Annotated in this window: 18 protein-coding genes; all 18 read left to right on the top strand. The window is 68.0% G+C overall.

The genetic code is table 11. The features are described 5' to 3' along the window. Positions 1-480: 480 nt before the first annotated feature. The 18 genes from E4J16_RS15245 to E4J16_RS14405 all read left to right on the top strand — a co-directional run bounded on the left by E4J16_RS15245 (position 481) and on the right by E4J16_RS14405 (position 15,263). Complete coding sequence (locus E4J16_RS15245; protein WP_168709528.1) at positions 481-867, top strand: DUF4145 domain-containing protein; 387 nt, start codon at positions 481-483, stop codon at positions 865-867. A 19-nt stretch (positions 868-886) separates the two neighbouring features. Then, a complete protein-coding gene (locus E4J16_RS14475; protein ID WP_136314433.1) occupies positions 887-1,210 on the top strand; it encodes an HNH endonuclease in 324 nt (107 codons plus the stop codon). A 149-nt stretch (positions 1,211-1,359) separates the two neighbouring features. Further along, positions 1,360-1,692 carry a hypothetical protein gene (locus E4J16_RS14470; protein WP_136314432.1) on the top strand — a complete coding sequence of 111 codons (333 nt, stop codon included), beginning with the start codon at positions 1,360-1,362 and terminating at the stop codon, positions 1,690-1,692. Between the two features lie 145 nt (positions 1,693-1,837). After that, on the top strand, positions 1,838-3,190 hold the full coding sequence (locus E4J16_RS14465) for a terminase (RefSeq protein WP_136314431.1): 1,353 nt from the start codon (positions 1,838-1,840) through the stop codon (positions 3,188-3,190). Further along, positions 3,190-4,668, top strand: a complete 1,479-nt coding sequence (locus E4J16_RS14460; RefSeq protein ID WP_136314430.1) for a phage portal protein — start codon at positions 3,190-3,192, stop codon at positions 4,666-4,668. Before E4J16_RS14465 ends, E4J16_RS14460 begins: the two co-directional genes overlap by 1 nt. Further along, positions 4,668-5,915, top strand: a complete 1,248-nt coding sequence (locus E4J16_RS14455; RefSeq protein ID WP_136314429.1) for a VG15 protein — start codon at positions 4,668-4,670, stop codon at positions 5,913-5,915. The genes E4J16_RS14460 and E4J16_RS14455 overlap by 1 nt, the downstream gene beginning before the upstream one ends. 9 nt (positions 5,916-5,924) lie before the next feature. Further along, on the top strand, positions 5,925-6,215 hold the full coding sequence (locus E4J16_RS14450) for a hypothetical protein (RefSeq protein WP_136314428.1): 291 nt from the start codon (positions 5,925-5,927) through the stop codon (positions 6,213-6,215). A gap of 128 nt (positions 6,216-6,343) precedes the next feature. Further along, positions 6,344-6,937, top strand: a complete 594-nt coding sequence (locus tag E4J16_RS14445) for a hypothetical protein (protein WP_136314427.1) — start codon at positions 6,344-6,346, stop codon at positions 6,935-6,937. Between the two features lie 33 nt (positions 6,938-6,970). After that, on the top strand, positions 6,971-7,930 hold the full coding sequence (locus tag E4J16_RS14440; RefSeq protein ID WP_136191984.1) for an SU10 major capsid protein: 960 nt from the start codon (positions 6,971-6,973) through the stop codon (positions 7,928-7,930). Then, entirely contained in the window at positions 7,930-8,148 is a 219-nt protein-coding gene (locus E4J16_RS14435; protein WP_136191983.1) for a hypothetical protein, read from the top strand. Before E4J16_RS14440 ends, E4J16_RS14435 begins: the two co-directional genes overlap by 1 nt. Positions 8,149-8,178: 30 nt before the next feature. Beyond that, positions 8,179-8,616 (top strand): Gp19/Gp15/Gp42 family protein, encoded by a 438-nt coding sequence (locus E4J16_RS14430; RefSeq protein ID WP_136314426.1) that lies wholly within the window; start codon positions 8,179-8,181, stop codon positions 8,614-8,616. After that, the gene (locus tag E4J16_RS15240) at positions 8,613-8,954 is read left to right on the top strand and encodes a hypothetical protein (protein ID WP_168709527.1); all 342 of its coding nucleotides are present in this window, start codon (positions 8,613-8,615) and stop codon (positions 8,952-8,954) included. The genes E4J16_RS14430 and E4J16_RS15240 overlap by 4 nt, the downstream gene beginning before the upstream one ends. After that, positions 8,951-9,193 (top strand): hypothetical protein, encoded by a 243-nt coding sequence (locus E4J16_RS15235; RefSeq protein ID WP_168708053.1) that lies wholly within the window; start codon positions 8,951-8,953, stop codon positions 9,191-9,193. Before E4J16_RS15240 ends, E4J16_RS15235 begins: the two co-directional genes overlap by 4 nt. Further along, complete coding sequence (locus tag E4J16_RS15230; protein WP_168708052.1) at positions 9,190-9,570, top strand: hypothetical protein; 381 nt, start codon at positions 9,190-9,192, stop codon at positions 9,568-9,570. The genes E4J16_RS15235 and E4J16_RS15230 overlap by 4 nt, the downstream gene beginning before the upstream one ends. A gap of 17 nt (positions 9,571-9,587) precedes the next feature. After that, positions 9,588-10,184, top strand: coding sequence for a hypothetical protein (locus tag E4J16_RS14420; protein WP_136314424.1), 597 nt, complete (start codon positions 9,588-9,590; stop codon positions 10,182-10,184). A gap of 101 nt (positions 10,185-10,285) precedes the next feature. Next, a complete protein-coding gene (locus E4J16_RS14415; protein ID WP_136314423.1) occupies positions 10,286-10,714 on the top strand; it encodes a hypothetical protein in 429 nt (142 codons plus the stop codon). A 116-nt stretch (positions 10,715-10,830) separates the two neighbouring features. Then, entirely contained in the window at positions 10,831-11,109 is a 279-nt protein-coding gene (locus tag E4J16_RS14410; protein ID WP_136314422.1) for a hypothetical protein, read from the top strand. Between the two features lie 32 nt (positions 11,110-11,141). Then, positions 11,142-15,263 (top strand): tape measure protein, encoded by a 4,122-nt coding sequence (locus tag E4J16_RS14405; protein ID WP_136314421.1) that lies wholly within the window; start codon positions 11,142-11,144, stop codon positions 15,261-15,263. Positions 15,264-15,395 lie beyond the last annotated feature (132 nt).

Here is a 15,395-nt window from a genome sequence, read left to right as displayed (position 1 = left end):
GGTCCGATCCCAGCGAGTAGGCCGGCAGTCATGGGTGGCATGGCCGGACGTGCTGGAGGTGGAGGCGGCCGCCCATCTCGCGGGGTGGCGGCGCGGTGGCTTTCGGCGTCAGCGTGCCGATGCTTGACATCGGACGTCTTCATTGCAACGCTACTGCCAGCGGGACCAGTGCGCCCGACCAAGCCCCGAGCCGATCCCAGCCGGGGGTTTTCGCATTCCCGCGGCTAGTATCTGCTCATGGCATCTCGTGTCTGTTGGAACTGCAAGCAATCCGCGCATATGACGCCCACCTCCGACGGTGCGCGCTTCGAGCCCCAGGGTGCTGAGAAGATTTGGGGTATTCCTTGCGTGTGCGACAACTGCGGCGCCCCATCCGTAGCTTTGGCGACTGGAATCTATACGGAGAGCGCCTTTCACCTTGATACTGCTACGCGGATTGTTTGGGTTCCTGAGGCCGTGCTTGGGAAGGAGTTCCCTGACGTGCCTTCCCCGATTAACGATGCTGCGTCCGAGGCGTACTCCTGCTACTCCATCCGCTCCTACCGGGCTGCGATCCTGCTGGCGCGGTCGGTGGTGGAAGCGGTAGCCAAGGACCAGGGCATAACCGACGGCTCCCTGATGTCGAAGATCAACACGTTGCAGGAGCGGCAGCTCATCTCACCGCTGGTGACAGAGACAGCGCACGAGATCCGGCACATGGGCAACGAGATGGCTCACGGGGAGTTCGTCCAGGAAGTCACCGAGGAAGAGTGCGACGACGTCCTGAACTTCATGAGCGTGCTGCTCGACGCGGTATACCAGCAGCCCGCCAAGCTAACCCGCTTCCGTGAACAGCGCCAGCGGCGAAAGGCGGAAGGCCGCGACTAACAGCCGGGAGGTGCGTCGCATGGCGACCTCTCGCACTGGGACCACGAAGTGGCTGCACTTGGCCGCGACTGTCAAGCGCCGTGCTCGCGCGGCTGGGCTGACACGCTGCCCGCGCTGCGGCGTGGAGCTGGACTGGGCTGTGGGGCTGACTCCGAGGTCCGCTGAGGTGGACCACATCGTGCCCTGGGCACAGGGTGGCACGGACGAGTTGGAGAACCTGCAGATCCTGTGCCGCTCGTGCAATCTACGCAAGGGCGATGGTAAGGTCCGTTCCCGTAAGCGCCGTCGTCGGCTGCCCTCGCCGGTGAGGGTCCGGGACACCGCCGAGTCCGGCGACTGGTGACCGGCCCGCCGCGGGCTGGGAGGGGGGAGTATCCCCTCCCCCCTCCGGCCTCGGCCCCCTAAAGGCATAGCGGGTTCTCTCCCCGCTGTTTTTCCCACGATTCCAACGTTTTTCCCGCATCGGGCGCTCGCGGCTGGGGGTGATTCGGGATGGCTGGTCGGCCTCGGAAGGCACGCAAGCCTCAGCTGCGGGCAGTCCCCGACACCCCACCCGTCGAGGTGGCGGAGCCCGAGGCGCCGGCGGCGCCGTCGTCGGTGCTGGAGGCCGCGGAGCGCGGCTCCCGCAAGGATGTGCTCACGACGATGCGTAAGCGCCTGGCGAAGGCACTGGACTCGGACAAGACCTCCCCGCGGGATCTGGCGTCGATCTCTCGGCGCCTGCTGGAGATTGACGCGCAGGTGCGTGTGATCGAGGAGGGCGAGAAGGAGGCCCTGGATGAGTCGGGCGACGCCACCGAGGACGAGGAGTGGGAGGCGGTCTAGCCCGCGGCGGGACCGGCTCTCGGATGTCGCCAAGCATCTGATCCTCCCTGAGGGCGTTACTTCGACGGGGTGGCCGGCTATCCGTGACCGGTGCGCCCGCATCGGCTCAAGCTTTGACCCTTGGCAGGATGGGCTGGGGCGGTGCGTGTTCGCTAAGCACGCTGATGGCCTGTACGCGGCGGGTATCGATGGCGTGCAGATGTCCATGCCGCGGCAGGTCGGCAAGACCTACACGATCGGCTCGGCGATGTTCGCCCTGTGCACTTTGCAGCCGGGCCTGCTGGTGCTGTGGACCGCGCACCGCACCCGCACGGCTGATGAGACCTTCGAGTACATGCAGGGCATCGCCCGCCGCCCGTCGGCCGCCCGCTACATCCCCGTTAACGGGGTGCGCCGGGCGAACGGTGAGCAGCAGATCCGGTTCCACAACGGCTCCCGGATCCTGTTCGGCGCCAGGGAGGGCGGGTTCGGGCGCGGCTTCGCGGGCGTGGACGTGCTGATCTTCGACGAGGCTCAGATCCTGGGGCAGCGGGCTCTGGACGACATGGTGCCCGCCACGAACACCAGCCCCAACCCGCTGATCATCCGCATGGGCACGCCCCCGAGGCCCACGGACCCGTCCGAGGCATTCACTGTCTTCCGGCGGCAGGCGCTGGATGGGGACCTGCGGGACGGCCTGTACGTCGAGCTGGGTGCCGACGACACTGCGGACCCCAGCTCCCGCGCCCAGTGGCGCAAAGCCAACCCGTCCTACCCGCACCGCACCCCGGAGTCGTCGATCCTGCGGATGAAGCGGCAGCTGGGGCCTGAGTCCTTCCGCCGCGAGGGCCTGGGGATCTGGGACCCGTCCCTGTCGGACCAGGCGATCGGCCGGGAGGCGTGGAAGGCGCTGACGGTTGAGGACGCCCCGCTGGGTGCCCGCTGGTGCGCGGCGGTCCGCTTTGCGGCGGACGGGTCCACGGTGGCCCTCGCCCGCGCCGGCCGCGAGGTGATGACTCGCGCGCAGTGGCGCAAGGCTCCCAAGGACCGCACCCGCCGGGTGCATGTGGAGCTGTGCACCGAGCAGGGCGTGCGTCAGATGGGGCACGGCGTGCAGTGGGTGGTGGACTACCTGGTGGCTCACCGGGACCGGTGGGCGCAGATCGTGGTGGACGGCAAGGCCGGCGCCGGGGATCTGATCGAGCGGCTGCGAGCCGAGGGCATCCCGGCGAAGGTGCTGTGGACCCCGACTGCCGCGGACGTGATCACCGCCCACGCCATGTTCGATGCCGCGGTCCGTGAGCAGACCTTGACCCACTTGCAGGACCCGGAGCTTGAGGAGGAGGCCGCCGTGGTCTCCCGTCGCCGGATCGGCGCCGGGGGTGGGTTCGGCTGGCAGGCCCCCGAGGGCATGACTTCCGCCGGCCTGGACGCCGCCACCCTGGCGGCCTGGGCGGCCAAGACCACTAAGCGTCGTCCGAAGACTGTCGCGACCAGGAGAGGCGTGGTGATGACCTGATGACGGCTGCGCCGCTGATCGTGGACGTGCCCACCAGCGTGGTGGGCCTGTCCGCCGACGACGCCGAGCTGATGGGCCGCCTGCTGACCCAGTGGTCCCGGAAGGCCTCTCGCAATGCGCTGCGGTCCCGCTACCGGAACATGCACCAGGACCTGGCGTGGCTGGGCGCGTCCATCCCGGAGTACATGCGCCACCAGCTCGACGTCGTGTGCGGCTGGCCGGACAAGGCCGTCACCGCCCTGGCCTCCCGCTGCATGTGGGACGGCATCACCGCCCCGTCCGGGCAGGAGGACCCCTTCGACCTGTCGGGCCTGCTGGCCGCGAACCGATTCGACGTGCTGGTCCCTGAGCTGGTCGACGCCGAGCTGACCTTCTCCTGCGCCTTCGCCGTCGTCATGCCGGGGCAGGAGGGTACGGACGACCCGCCTGTGGTGGTCACCGGCGCCGACGCCCAGTGGGCCACCGGCCTGTGGGACGCCCGCCGCCGCCACCTTGAGGCCGGCCTGGTGCTGGACTCCCGGGACGACCTGGGCCTCCCCAACGGCGCCCTGCTAATGACTCGCACGCACGTGACCCGCCTCGCCCGAGGCGACCGCGGGTGGACGGCTATCGCCCGCATGGACCACGCCCTCGGGCGCGTCCCGATGGAGCCCCTGGCCTACCGGCCCTCCCTGGGCCGCCCCTTCGGCCGCTCCCGCATCAGCCGCGAGGTCATGTCCATCGTGGACCGCGCCGTGCGCGCCGGCTACCGCACCGAGGTCTCCTCCGACCTGTACGCCGCCCCCGCGCTCCTGCTCCTGGGCGCCGACGAGGAGATGTTCCAGGACGAGAACGGCAATCCAACGCCCCTGTGGACCTGGTACATGGGCCGCCTCAAGTCCCTGCCGAAGGACGAGGACGGCGAGCTGCCCAAGCTTGAGGTCATCCCACAGCAGTCCATGCAGCCCTTTCTCGACGTCAAGCGCCAGCTCGCCGCCGAGTTCGCCGCATCCACCAACGTGCCCATCTCCTCCCTCGGCATCGTCCAGGACAACCCCTCATCCGCCGAGGCCATCTACGCCGCCAAGGAAGACCTCGTAATCGAGGCCCAATCCCTCAACCGCGTCAACGGCCACGCCCTGGCCCGGGTCATCCAGGACATGGTGTGCATCCGCGATGGCACCCCCACAGACCGGATGCCCGACGACCTCACCCGCGTGTCCGCCCGCTGGCGCAACCCCGCCATGCCCTCGGTCGTCTCCCAGTCCGACGCCATGGTCAAGCAGATCCAGGCGATCCCTGCGCTCGCGGACACGGATGTGGCGCTGGAGGAGCTGGGGTACACGGGGGAGCAGATCACGCGGATCAGGTCTCAGCTGCGGCGTGCGGGCGCACGCTCGGTGCTGGACCAGCTCAGCTCCGCCGGCGTCGACGTCACCACGCCGGCCACGGCGCAGGCTGGTGCCTCCGCGGGATCTGTGCCGGTTGAGGGTGACTGATGCCGGATCGTGCGAGCATCAGCCGGCTGTCGGCGGCTCAGCGCCGGGCGGTGACCGAGGCGGTCAGGGAGCTGGACCTGTTCTTCGCGGCGGCTGCTCGGGCGGGGTGGCCGCCGGCGCGTATCCGGGACGGCCTGCTGGAGGTCTTCCCGGCGCTGTGCCAGCAGTACGGGGACGTGGTGGCTACGGCCGCTGCCGAGTGGTACGAGCAGGCCCGCGCCGCAGAGATAGGCGGGGCCTATGAGGCGGTGCTGGTTGAGCCGGTGCCCCTGGCCCGTCTTGAGGGGACCGTCCGGGCGGCGTCCCGCTTCGTGTTCGCCGGCGACCTGGCGGCGGCGCGCGCGATGCTTGAGGGTGGTCTGCAGCGCCACGTCATGGGGCAGGGGCGCGGCACGATCACCCGCAACGCGGTCCGGGACAATGCGTGCCGCAAGTGGGCGCGGGTGCCGTCCGGGCCGTCAACGTGCGCGTGGTGCGCGATGCTGGCCTCCCGCGGCTGGGTGTACGCCACCGCCGAGTCCGCCGGCGGGGACGGCAATCGATACCACGACCACTGCGACTGCCAGGTCGTGCCGTCCTGGAAGGCGAAGGACCCGAGCATCGCCGGGTACGACCCGGACGGGTTGAAGGCGAAGTATGACGAGGCGCGTCGCATCGTGGTGTCCTCTGGGCAGTCCCCGACGGCGGAGAACATCGCGGCCGCCATGCGCAAGCGCTACCCGGGCGAGTTCACCGACTCGCCCAAGACCCCGGCCGGCAAGGCGGGGGCGGCGACCGCTCGCCGCAGCGCCAGCCTGGACAACACGCTGCAGCGGGAGGCGTGGGACAAGCACCGCGCGTGGGTCGCGGACCGGCTGGCTGCCTCCGGCATGGCCCAGTCCGCGTCCCGCCGGCTGCCTCCCGAGGCCCTGCCCTCGGCTCCCCAGTCCTGGCCGGACGACCTGCCAGCCCTGACAGCCAAGGCATGGGCGCACACGCTCTACGGCGACCGCAGGGGCGGAGGCCATGGCACCGGGTACGGGTGGATACACGGGTCTAGCGAGTTCCCCTCGTCTTGGACCCCGAACGACATTCTCCGCGCGGCTGAACAGGTACTTCGATCCCAGGCATGGCCGACCAGCCCCGCCGGTATCGTCGAGGACACCGTCAACGGCATTCGCGTCCGTGTGGCACTGCGCACGAACAAGCGCGGTGTGACTCGGGTTGCGAGCATCATCCCCGTGCACAACAACGCGGCCGGCGCGTAGACTTAACTCGTGGCTACCTGGGACGAGCTGACCGGCGAGCTGATCGCCATCGTGGCTGAGCACCGGGGTGCGGACTCCGAGGACGTTCGCACCCTGAACCTGCTGCGCGCAGACGACACCGGTGCGGCCTGCGAATGCGCGATCTCAGCCATCGCCTGGTATGACCTCATCGTCCCCGACCGGATCATCGAAATGACCCGTGAACTGTGCGCAGACGCCCTCGACTTTGAGGAATACAACGACCTCGTGGCCTCCCAGGAGGAGGCCCGCAAGGCCCAGGCAGCCGCCCCGGCCGCCTAGCCCCGGCGCTACCGCGCTCCCGCTGACTGCCCCGCACCATCTGGCGCGGGGTTTTCTCATGCCCCCGTATGCGACATGCGGGGCTTACCTGTGCCGCGACGGCACCAACCCCAGAAAGGGAAGCACCCATGCCCAACCCCAACACCACACCCAGCGCTGACGGCGACGCCCAGCGGGGCGAGTCCGCGACGGACAACCCCACCCAGGATCAGGCCGCACCCACCCCCGACACCGGCGGCGAGGCCGCCCTCGGCGACGCCGGCAAGCGCGCCCTCGACGCCGAGCGGGCCGCCCGCAAGGCCGCCGAGAAGCAGCTCAAGGAGCTGCAGGCAGCCCAGGCAGCAGCCCAGGACGCCGAGCGCTCCCAGGCCGACAAGGACGCCGCGGCGCTCGCGGCTCTTGAGGCGAAGGTGCGGGCGCTTGAGGTGGAGCGGGATCGGGCCGAGGTGGCGGCGAGGACGGGTGTGCCGTCTGAGCTGCTGGCAGGCCCGGGCGATGACGCGCAGGCGTACGCGGAAGCGCTCAAGGCCTGGGCGACCTCCCAGGCGCCCGCTCCGGCGTCCGCGCCGGCGGGTGGGTCGAAGTCGCCTCTGTTCGTGCGGCACATGGGTAACCCGGACGGTGACGCCGGGGCTTCCCTGGATGACCAGATTGCGGCTGCCGAGAAGGCGGGCGATAAGACGCTCGTCTCGTCGCTGAAGGCGATGAAGCTCGGCGGCTGAACATCCAGACCGAATCATTGAAAGGGGCTTGTGATGCCCGGAATCACTGGTGCTGGCACCACCTACAACCTGCCCAACTATGTGGGGGAGCTGTTCGGCACTTCCCCGGAGGACACCCCGTTCCTGTCCGCCATTGGTGGTCTGACTGGTGGCGTGTCTGCTGGTGCGACGTTCTTCGAGTGGCAGACCTACGACCTGCGGGACGCTGACGAGAACCGTCAGCGTCTTGAGGGCGCTGCCGCCCCCGAGGGGGAGGAGCGCGTGCGCCGCACGGTCCGCAACGTCCTGGAGATCCACCAGGAGGCTGTCGAGATCACCTACACCAAGTCCGCGGCCCGCGCGCAGCGGTCCACCGACGGCAAGGCCATGGTGACGATCGGCTCCACCACCCTGCCCGTGGATGAGCTGTCCTGGCAGATTGAGCAGCAGCTCAAGCAGATTGCCCGGGACGTGGAGAAGTCCTTCCTGACCGGAGTGCTGCAGGACCCGGACGACAACACTCAGCCGCGCAAGACCCAGGGCCTGATCTCCGCGATCACCACGAACGTGGTCACCGTGGCCGGCGGCTCCCTGACCGAGGACGCGGTGCTTGACGCGTTCCAGAAGGCGTGGGAGAACGGCGGCCTGCAGGAGGCCGAGACCCGCACGATCATTGTCGGCGCGGCCCTCAAGCGGCAGCTGTCCAAGATCTTCATCAAGGACAACAACTACCGCGAGGAGACCCGCAACGTCGGCGGCGTCAACCTGCAGACCATCGAGACGGACTTCGGCCGGGCGAACATCATGCTCGACCGGTACGTTCCCGCCGACACCCTCCTGGTGGTCTCCCTTGAGGACTGCGCTCCCGCGTTCTTGGAGATCCCCGGCAAGGGTCACTTCTTCGCTGAGCCGCTGGCCAAGACCGGCGCCACCGACAAGGTGCAGCTGTACGGCGAGATCGGCCTGCGCTATGGCAACGAGCTGCACCACGCGATGGTGAAGGTCTCTGCCTGATGCGCACCTACCGGTCGGTGAAGTGGCCCGAGCAGCGGGTGGTCGGCGTGGTCGACGGCGTCCGGGTCGTCGTGGACTTCCACGATGGGCGGGCGTCCGTCGACGGCGCGCAGGCGGCCCTCCTGGACTCCCTGCCCGCCTCGGCCGGTGTCGTCCCGGCCTCTACCCGCAAGACCACCCGCAAGGCCAAGCACGCCGCCGTCGACGGCGACGACTGACCGCCACACGGGAGGGGAGGAGGCCCGATCATGGCAGACGACCAGCAGGAGCAGGCCACGGAGCTGTTCGCGACCGTCGCCGACCTGGAGGCCCGGTGGTGGGCACTGTCCGGCACCGAGCAGGCCCGGGCCTCGGTGCTCCTGGAGGACGCCACGGACCTGATCAAGGCGTCCTGCCCCCGCTGGGCGTCAGCCACCGCGGCGACCCGGCGGCGGATCGTGTGCGCCATGGTCAAGCGGGCCATGGCCGCCGACCAGACCGCCGACGTCGCCGCCGGCGGCTACGGGGTCGAGCCTCGGGGCCTGGTCGCCTCCGAGACCCACACGGACGGCCCCTTCTCGGACGGGTTCACCTACTCCAACCCCGAGGGCGGCCTGTTCCTCCGGAAGGCGGAGGCACAGCTGCTCGGCGGCCGCACAGGCCGGGCAGCCGAGGTGGACCTGCTCTTCTCGGCGGTGCCCCGATGACCCGCGTACCGACACCGGTCGTGCGGGTCCGGGCGGGCCCCGGCACCACCGACCGCTACGGCGAGCGCGTGCCGGGCCCCGACGTCGAGACCGAGCTGCCCCCGGCGCTATTCGCGCCTGGGGGCACCTCGGAGCCGGTCACGGTCGGCGCAGCACCGGTGCTCTCCTCGCCGACGCTGTACTGGCGCGGGGCATGGCCGGATGTCCTCGCGTCCGACCGGCTGCGCGTCCACGGCACCGTCTACCGGGTGGAGGGGGCGCCGGCCCGCTGGCCCTCCGGCCTGGTGGTCACGCTCGCCGCCGCCACCGACCCCCACGAGACAGGAGGACACCCGTGACAACCAGGATCACGCTCAACAAGCCAGGCATCGCCGAGCTGCTGCGCTCGAAGGCCGCCCGCGCCGCCGTCAACGACGCAGCCAACCAGGTCAGGGCCCGCGCCGGAGAAGGCTTCGGCGTCGTCGCCGGCACCGGCAACCGCGCCCGCGCCTACGTGCGGGCCGAGACCCCCGACGCTCGCCGCCGCCAGGCGCGCGACCACGTCCTAGAGCGGGCAGCTGGAGGTGGCGTCCGATGACCACACCCCCTCGCGCGGTAGACGTCAAGGAAATCCTGCTGGCCTGGCTCACGGATCAGGTTGGCGTCCCCGCCCTCTCCGCCCGACCCGACACCGAGGACGCCCCCGCCACATTCGTGCGGGTGCTGCTCACCGGCGGCACCGGCCGCCACGACCGCGCACTCCACACCACCCAGGTCACCATCGACTCCTACGCCCCCACCACGGCCGCCGCCGTCGAGCTGGCGCTCGCGGTCGATAGTGCGGTGCATGGGGCTGTTGTGGGGCTGGCGCCGGTGGTGCGTGTGTCTGGAACGTCCCCGGCGGAGTCTCCGGACCCGGACACCACGAGTGCGCGGGCGACCGCCACTTATCAGATCACTACCAAACTTCAATAGCTGAAAGGCAAACTACCATGGGAAAGACAAACGCTCTCAACGCATGGATCTTTGGGTCTGATGATGACTCCCTTTACCTGGGGGATTACGACCCGGATCTGGACTCCAAGATCACCGGCTTGTACACGGCTGTGCCGGACACCCTGGTGGACTGTGGCTGGCTGTCCGAGGACGGAGCCGGCATGGCGTTCGACGACTCGGTGTCTGAGATCAAGGGACACCAGGGACACAAGATCGTCAAGACTTTCATGGACTCCTCCAAGACGACTGTGACCGCGACACTGCTTGAGGGGAAGCTCGACATCGTCAAGCGGTACCTGGACGTCAAGGCCGCTGGGCGCAGCTCGGAGGAGTTCAACGGGGAGACGAAGGTCGTCGCGAAGCTGACAGTCCCGACGTCTCGGAAGGTCATCCCCATGTCCGGGGTGCTGGACCTGTTTGATGTGTCCGGCGCGGGCGTGAAGATCCGCATCGTGCTCCCTCACCTGGAGCTGGGCGAGCGCGGCGAGTTGTCCTTCCAGACCGGTGAGATCACCGGTTATGAGCACCAGCTGACGATGCTGGACGACTTCAGCATCTGGACGGACGCTCCGTCGCTGCTCCCGTCCGCCTGACACACTCCCTCGCCCGGCCGGCCCCGGATCCCCGGCCGGGCGAGGGTCAACCCACCGCTAGAGGATCCGGCGCACCCACAATCTTTGAAAGGGATCCGGAAATGTCGTCCAAGAAGAACCGCGGCCGGCGTCGCCCCCACACCCACACCGCCCTCGCCGCCCGCCCGGCCGCCACAGCCCCCGCCGCCGACGGCGAGCCCCTGGCAGCCGCCGCCGAACAGGCGCCCCAGGTGACCATCGCGGACCAGCAGCGCTCCGAGGCCACCGGCGAGCCCATCACCGTCACCGTCCGAGGCATCACCGTGACCCTCGACCCCGAGGCACTGTCCTCCTGGGAGTTTCTTGAGGCGACGGCGCTCAGCCAGGCAGGCGACATGGCTGCCTTCTACCGCATCGTGACAATCCTGCTCGGGCCCGCGCGCGACGACGTCCTAGAGACACTCCGCGACCCGGACACAGGCCGCGTACCTCTAGACGCCGTCGGCGACATGATGACCGAGCTGATGGAGGCCGCGAACCTGGGAAACTAGCCCAGCTCCCCGCCCTCCTGCAGGAGCACGCGGCCGAGATCGAGGCAGACCTGCTACGCGTCTACCAGGTCGATCTGCTCGACCTGTGGCGCGGCACCCTCACCCCGCGCCGCCTAATGGTACTCCTGCGAGGCCTGCCCCCGGGCAGCGCGCTCGGACGCGCAATGGGCGGGGACGTCTCCTGGTCAGACGAGGTGGCCGCCATCCAGCACGGCACCTGGCAAATCATCTCCTACATCGCCGCCGCCGCCGGCGCCAAGAGAAACCAGCTGCCAAAGGCCCCGAAGCCCCCCGAACCCGGCTGGCAGGCCAAGGCCCGCGCCCAGCAGCAGAAGCAGGACGCCAAGGCTGCCCGCTGGCTCGCCCGCCACCCCGAGCTCACCGCCAGCCGATAACTCCACAGCCAGCCCCAAGGAGGTGCCCGCCCATGGCAGACGCCACCTCCGGAATCCAGCTCGGCACCGCCTGGCTCCAGGTCTCCCTCAGCGCCAAGGGCATCAAGGCCCAGCTCGCACAGGCCATCGACGGCCCCACCACAACTAAGCTCGGCACCAGCGTCGGCCAGCGAATCGCACGATCCATCGGCAACGCCATCGTCAAGACCCCCGCCGTCGCCCGGGCGCTCGCGGCGTCGGTGAAGTCTGGGGTGGAGACGCTGCGGCTGGTGGGTATGTACGCCAGGGACGCGGCTAGGACGACTCTGGCGCAGCTCGGCCCGGTCGGGACTGCAATCAGCAACCTGGCGAGGACGGTCACGGGGCCGCTGGCGAAGTCCTGGGCCTCGGTGTCGGCTGGCGCGACTAAGGCGTGGGGCAGCATCACCAGCGGCGTGAACGGGGTCGCGAAGGCGGTCACGTCGAAGGTCTCGGGGATCACGACCGCCCTGGGCAGCAGTGCTGTGGGCAAGGTCGTCAAGGCGTGGCAGCCCGTAGGCCAGGTGATCGGCGCTGGGCTCGGCAAGGCGGTCTCCGGTCTCGGCGGTGTCGTGGCTGCGGCCGGCGCCGGGGTCGCGTCGGTCGCGTCCAGGGTCGGCGCATCTGTCGGCAATGCTCTGTCCTCTGCGGTCTCGGTCGGTGTGAAGGCCGCCGGTGTCGCTGTGGCCGCCCTGGGCGCGACGATCGCGACGAACCTCTCCCGGGCGGTGAGCCGTGCGGACACGCTGTCGAACTTCCCGCGGATCATGGCGAACATCGGCTACTCCGCCGATGACGCGCGCGTGCAGATTGACCGGATCGCCAAGTCCTTGGACGGGCTGCCGACGTCGACGAACGCGGTAGCCCTTACCGTGCAGGGGCTGGCTCCGCTGACTGACAGCCTGGAAGAGGCGACCGACGTCAGCCTGGCTCTGAACGATGCTCTGCTCGCTGGCGGCGGCTCGGCGGCCATTGTCGAGAATGCTATGGAGCAGTACCGGCAGATGCTGGCTGTCGGGACCGTGGACATGGCGGCGTGGCGTTCTATGCAGTCGGCCATGCCCGGGCAGCTGGACCAGATGGCCCGCGCCCTCCTGGGGGCCACGGCTAACTCCTCCGACCTGTACGACGCGATGAAGGAAGGCACGGTCTCCTTCGATGACTTCAACGCCACCCTGGTAAAGCTCGACGGCGAGGGTATCGACGGGCTGGCGTCCTTCCACGACCAGGCGCTGACAGCGACGTCTGGTATCTCCACGGCGTTTGAGAACGCGCGCAGCCGTATCGCCGCGGCGATTACCAAGGTAATCAACGTCTTCGGCGTGGACAGCATCTCGTCGGCCATTAACGGGTTTACGGCGAACTTCTCGACCTGGGGCGACACGGTTGCTGAGAAGGCGCAGGTCGTGAAGGAGTGGATCTCCGACACTATTGTCCCGGCATTCGAGGGCATGAAGTCGATCTTGCTCGACGGCGACTTCACCGGGCCGATCTTCGGTCAGCAGGAGGACTCCGGCCTCGTTGACTTCCTGATGTCCGTACGTGAGGCCGTCATCGCTGTAATGAACGGCTTCGAGGCCGCCAAGCCGACTCTCGAGTCCATCTGGACGGGCGTGCAGGGCTTCGTGGCGGAGGCTGGACCCAAGATCGGCGAGGTGCTGACCCGCGTTGTGCAGCTCGTCCCGTCGATCGTTGACGGCATCTCCTCGGTGGCGCAGTGGCTTGTGAAGAACAAGGACTACGTGTCGTCGATTGCGGTAGCGATTGGTGCGGCCGTGACGGCCTACAAGGCTTGGACCACGGCGCTGAACGTCTACAAGGCCGCGCAGAACGCCGCCAAGGCAGCGCAAATCGCGTTCAATGTGGCGGCCAACGCTAATCCCGTCATGCTGGTGGTGACAGCAGTTGCCGCCCTGGCCGCCGGATTGTGGTTCTTCTTCACGAAGACCGAGACCGGCCGCAAGATCATGGACAAGGTCTGGACCGCGATCAAGAACGTGGTTGGCGGGGTCGTGTCCTGGTTCCAGGACACTGTGCTCCCCGCGCTACAGGGTGCCTGGGACGGGATCAAGAGCGGCGTCAGTACGGTCGGCGACAAGGTATCAGACGTCTGGGACGGCATAAAGGGTGCCGTCGAAAAGGTAGTGGCATGGTTCTCAGATAATGTCGTGCCCGTATTCACGACCGTGTTCGACACGCTCAGGAACGTTTTCTCGACGCTCGCCACCGTAGTGAGCACGGTCTGGGTCGGCATTATGGGCGCTGTCCGAGTTGTCGTGGACTGGTTCAACACCTACGTCAAGCCCGTCATCACCGTCTTTGTGGGCAACGCAATGGCGGGATTCGCGCTGCTCGCTGTCGCAGTGAAGGTGGTCTGGGATGGGATCAAGACCGCGATCAGCGTGGTCGCCGACTGGTTCAACAGCACGTTGCGCCCGATAATTCAGGTTGTCATTGACAAGTTGAAGTCTGGGTTTAACGGGCTGAAGTCGGCGATCACCACGGTGTGGATTGGGATCAAGTCTGCGATCAACACGGTCGCGTCGTGGTTCTCTAATACGCTGCGCCCGATAATTCAGGTTGTCATTGACAAGTTGAAGTCTGGGTTTAACGGGCTGAAGTCGGCGATCACGACGGTGTGGATTGGGATCAAGTCTGCGATCAACACGGTCGCGTCGTGGTTCTCTAATACGCTGCGCCCGATAATTCAGGTTGTCATTGACAAGTTGAAGTCTGGGTTTAACGGGCTGAAGTCGGCGATCACGACGGTGTGGATTGGGATCAAGTCTGCGATCAACACGGTCGCAAACTGGTTCACTAACACGCTGTGGGCCAACATCAACAACACGATCGGGAAGATCAAGTCCGGATTCAACACGATGAAGGACTCTGTCGGGAAGGCGTGGGACGGTATTAAGTCCCTGGCGGCTAAGCCGGTGAACTTCCTGATCGGCACTATCTACACTGACGGTATCAAGAAGCTGGTCGACAAGCTGACTAAGGCGGTCGGCCTGAATATCACCCTGCCGTCGGTGTCGAAGATTCCGGGCTACGCGTCCGGTGGTGTGCTGCCGGGCTACACGCCCGGCAAGGACGTCTACCATTTCGTCTCTCGTGATGGTGGCGGCGCGCTGGCCCTGTCGGGCGGTGAGGCGATCATGCGCCCGGAGTGGGTGCGCGCCGTCGGCGGCGAGAAGGCCGTGAACGCGATGAATCGGGCTGCGGTCGGCGGGGGCCGGCGGGGCCTGTCCGCGATCGGAGACCGCGGCTACCAGCACTTCTTCCTCGGCGGTATCTTCAACAAGGTAAAGGACGCGGTCGGCGGCGGCATTAAGGGCGTGACCGACTGGCTCGCTAATACTGTTGAGGCGGCGGCGGAGATCATCTCCGACCCGATCGGTGCGGTTACCGAGCTGGTGCGCAAGCCCGTGGACGCCCTCATGGGCGGGTTCCCGCTCGCTGGCCAGCTCGGCGACGCGGTTAAGGAAATCCCCGGGAATGCTATTACCTCTATCGGCGAGTGGTTGAAGAAGAAGACCGAGACGCTCGGTACCGGGTCCGCGCCGGTGGATTTCGCGAAGACTCTCTTGGGTACCCCGTACGTGTGGGGTGGGTCGAGTATTCCGCCGGGGCTGGACTGCTCCGGCCTGGTCTACTACGCCCTGACTCACACGGGGCATCGGGCGCCGCGTCTGACGGCTGCGGGCTACCAAGCCGTCGCGTCCCCTGTGACCTCGCCGATCCCCGGCGACGTCGTGTTCTGGGGCAATCCGGCGTACCACATCGCGTGGTACGCCGGCCGCGGCCAGATCGTGGAGGAGCCGCACCCGGGCGGCTCGGCCCGGCAGGTCCCGGTGTACGGGTCCGTCACCTACGGGCGCCTGAAGTATGACCAGGGCGGTCTTTTGCAGCCCGGCCTGTCACTGGTCGCTAATGAAACGGGAAAGCCCGAGCCGGTGTTTACCGGCGGCCAGTGGGACCTGCTGGCTCAGCTAGCGGCCAGCCGCGACCGGTGGCCGGAGAAGGTCACGCTCTTGGACGCCAATGGGTCGCTCCTGGGGGAGATGGACGTGCGTATTGAGCGTGCGGTTGGTCCGGCGTCTCGTGGTCGGCTGCGTGAGACTCTGGGGGTGTGACGGTTGGCTATCCAGTGGGGCTCCGCATCGGGGTACATGCGTGTCGGTATTGACGTTTCCCAGTCGGGGAGTGTCGATTCTGGCAGCGTGCGGCTGACCGTCGTCTACTATTTGCAGTCGGTTGCGTATGGG

The organism is Actinomyces procaprae, assembly GCF_004798665.1.
GTDB classification, from domain to species: Bacteria; Actinomycetota; Actinomycetes; order Actinomycetales; family Actinomycetaceae; genus Actinomyces; species Actinomyces procaprae.
Note: the sequence above shows the minus strand (reverse complement) of the source record. Positions and strands in the feature narration are given on the sequence as shown.